Here is a 3,275-nt window from a genome sequence, read left to right on the forward strand (position 1 = left end):
GTTTTTTCGTTTACAACAAAGGTTATAAACGTTTATTGTTGACGTTTTGTTTGTTCAGTTTTCAAAGAGCAATTTTCATTCACTTCAGAAGCGAACTCTCTTAATATATCATATCTTTCTTTATTACGTCAATAACTTTTTTAAAGTTATTTCAGTTCTTCAATCATTATTGATAATAGGAAAGTTATGTTATTTTTCGTTGCTGTCAGAAGCAACTTTTATATAATAACAAAATAAAATGGTTTCGTCAACACCCTTATGAATAAATAAAATCTTTTCCTTTGTAAAAGATTTTATTATCTATATAATGCCTTTTGCCCATTACTCAAGTAAATTCAAATAAGGTATTTATTTTCTCTCTACCAACTCTATATCCTGGGATACTGTCAATTTAATTTCATCTAGACGTTTTCCTTGGGCTGCAAACGATCGATATTTGATAACAATTAATATAGGATATTTAAAGTCTCATGATTTTGGCATGGATGTATGAGTAAGATACAACAATAAATATTGTGCCTAATACAAGGCACAGAACCTTGAACAGAAGCAGGATAGGATCCAAAAGACTGCTAAGATATAATTTACGAAGTGGGTTTTAAATTATCAAAGAAATTCTAACTATACTGCTAGATTTAAACATTCAAAAGTAAATAACTATTACAATCGTCTTACTACTCCCTCTTGTAATAGTCTCAGATTATCAATCTTTATCAGAAATAGCCTCGATTCTATTCTTGTTTATTTAAAGAAGATGATACGGTGACCAAAATATACAAAACAGAGGAATGCATTTGGATATTGCCGAATATTTTATGATGATTATAAAGTCATACTGAAGGTAACCAAGTTATGGTCTTGGACATACAAGAAGTTTTCATAGATAGAGAAGGAACTAACGGTTGAGAAAATAACCTTTTTTATTTCCCCTACATTATTAAAGATTTGATAATCACTAAAAGTAGGTAAAAAACAGCATCGGCTAATTCCGATGTTTGCATTTGAATTTATTCGCTAAATCTTATGCCATTTCGGTTGCTTTTTAAAAAGAAAAATTGAATTTTCCATCTCAAAACGGAACCCGTTAGCTTTTTTTCAATTGTTGTATTGATTCTGCTACATCAGGGAACAGTTCAAACTCTCCAGGGTATAGAACACTACTATTACCAGCTTGCTTCTATATAAAATGATAAAATTAAAGAACCAAGTTGAATCTTTTTAATAAAGGGGAGAGGATTATTGACTAAAATATACATAACTCAGGAAGAATTAAATACGGACGAAGAATATATTTTATTCGATAACGTACAAAAAATTTCTAAATTATATATTGGACCTTCAGAATATAATGATTACGATGATGAAACAAGACTATTTTTATATGATTTTATTCGCAATCAAGCTTTATTCCCAATTTTTCTTACATTTGAACCCTATAATGATTTAACTGAAGAAATCGAATACACATTCCAAAAAGAGTGCGTTCAATACTCTTTAAGATTTGAAAGTACAAAAAACAAAAGCTTCCCAGTTTTCAACGTTATCATCAATGACCCACATTCACTAAAGCTTACTTTAGAAGAAACTTTTTGGATTGCTTCCTCCAATCAATTTTATGCATTTTCCTTCTCTGATAATATCAGTTACAAATTGGCGATTAAAAAAGGGGTATTGGGAGGCAAAAAGCCATATATGCTGCCGTGCTTTAATATGAAAGATACCTTTACTATTATTAAGTTATGGCACGATGGACAAGGATTTAACCTTTATTCAAATGACACCCGATATTCAACAATAGAAATGCTAACTAATCATTTGCCAAACGGCACTATAATAGAAAACAATTAATAATTGGAGTGGAACCTCCTCCAATTATCAAAATCATCATCAGTAAGAAGGCCCTTTAAAAATTTATCTACAACTTCACTTTCGGTGTACTGGACTATACTCCGCATAAACTGCCATGATGTTCTTTACGTGTACTGATATTAGTTAATCTGGCCGCTCTGCATTGACGTTTTCCACTAAAGCGCAGCTGTAGCTAAGTAAATACTTTTAAGGTCCCTTTTTATTTGTTGAATATAAACAGAATCATTTAACATAACCCTTCAAAAAAAGAAAACACCGTTTCTTTAAATAAAGAAACGGTGTTTTTGTCTTTAGAGTTTTTGTGTCTCTCCCATTGAGGGGTTACAGGCAACTCCATTATTCCGATTAAGTTTACGCGCCTTAGAGGATTCGAACCTCTGACACACGGCTTAGAAGGCCGTTGCTCTATCCAGCTGAGCTAAAGGCGCAAATAAAATTGAATTACAACTGAGAAATAGATATTAAGACACCGTTGTCGGTTAACGAAGTGAAATTCTTAACAATGACCTATCCAGTCTTTTATCTATTTTATAAAAAAATGGCTCCGCAGGTAGGATTCGAACCTACGACCGTTCGGTTAACAGCCGAATGCTCTACCACTGAGCTACTGCGGAATAATTGTTATTTACATCTTAACTAAATATAATGTTGCCGAATGTCCTCATCTCAGAAAGATAATTCAAGATGTTTCTCGATGAGTACAACTCGAAGTAAAATTCATAGATGTTTTGCTCGTTGCTCTACCACTGAGCTACTGCGGAATAAATGGTGGGCCTAAATGGACTCGAACCATCGACCTCACGCTTATCAGGCGTGCGCTCTAACCAGCTGAGCTATAGGCCCATTAATATACATTATTGGAGCGGGTGATGGGAATCGAACCCACGACATCAGCTTGGAAGGCTGAGGTTTTACCATTAAACTACACCCGCATAAAAGGTTATTATTGGAGATAAAAAAAGTTTTAACCGTGTAAAGGATTGTCAAACCTTTTAAATACTACTTAGCTAAGGACTGGGCTAGCTGGATTCGAACCAACGAGTGACGGAGTCAAAGTCCGTTGCCTTACCGCTTGGCTATAGCCCAATGAAATTATTAATGGGGCGATTGATGGGAATCGAACCCACGAATGTCGGAGCCACAATCCGATGCGTTAACCACTTCGCCACAACCGCCATATTCTTAGTGACAGGGGTAGTAGGAATCGAACCCACACCGGAGGTTTTGGAGACCTCTGTTCTACCTTTAAACTATACCCCTATATTATAAATGGTGGAGGGGGACGGATTCGAACCGCCGAACCCGAAGGAGCGGATTTACAGTCCGCCGCGTTTAGCCACTTCGCTACCCCTCCATTATAACAAAAGGAATACTTTGCTCTATTAACTGAATTATAATTTATATTT

General features: G+C 34.8%; 1 protein-coding gene and 8 tRNA genes. 1 reads left to right on the forward strand and 8 read right to left on the reverse strand.

The features are described from left to right. Positions 1-1,239: 1,239 nt before the first annotated feature. Positions 1,240-1,848: a hypothetical protein gene (locus ACTYBU_RS22255; RefSeq protein WP_445493237.1), complete on the forward strand. Its 609-nt coding sequence runs from the start codon at positions 1,240-1,242 to the stop codon at positions 1,846-1,848. Positions 1,849-2,223: 375 nt separating this feature from the next. Here the strand turns inward: ACTYBU_RS22255 and ACTYBU_RS22260 are convergent. From ACTYBU_RS22260 to ACTYBU_RS22295, 8 genes are all read right to left on the reverse strand, one after another. Next, positions 2,224-2,297: transfer RNA gene (locus ACTYBU_RS22260), tRNA-Arg, on the reverse strand. Between the two features lie 111 nt (positions 2,298-2,408). Next, positions 2,409-2,483: transfer RNA gene (locus tag ACTYBU_RS22265), tRNA-Asn, on the reverse strand. Between the two features lie 152 nt (positions 2,484-2,635). Further along, a tRNA-Ile gene (locus tag ACTYBU_RS22270) sits at positions 2,636-2,712 on the reverse strand. Between the two features lie 15 nt (positions 2,713-2,727). Then, positions 2,728-2,801: transfer RNA gene (locus tag ACTYBU_RS22275), tRNA-Gly, on the reverse strand. Between the two features lie 82 nt (positions 2,802-2,883). Continuing rightward, positions 2,884-2,955: transfer RNA gene (locus ACTYBU_RS22280), tRNA-Gln, on the reverse strand. Positions 2,956-2,968: 13 nt separating this feature from the next. Then, a tRNA-His gene (locus ACTYBU_RS22285) sits at positions 2,969-3,044 on the reverse strand. Between the two features lie 14 nt (positions 3,045-3,058). Next, a tRNA-Trp gene (locus ACTYBU_RS22290) sits at positions 3,059-3,129 on the reverse strand. Positions 3,130-3,139: 10 nt separating this feature from the next. Further along, positions 3,140-3,223, reverse strand: a tRNA-Tyr gene (locus ACTYBU_RS22295). Positions 3,224-3,275: the final 52 nt, after the last annotated feature.

The organism is Niallia sp. 03133 (assembly GCF_052663225.1).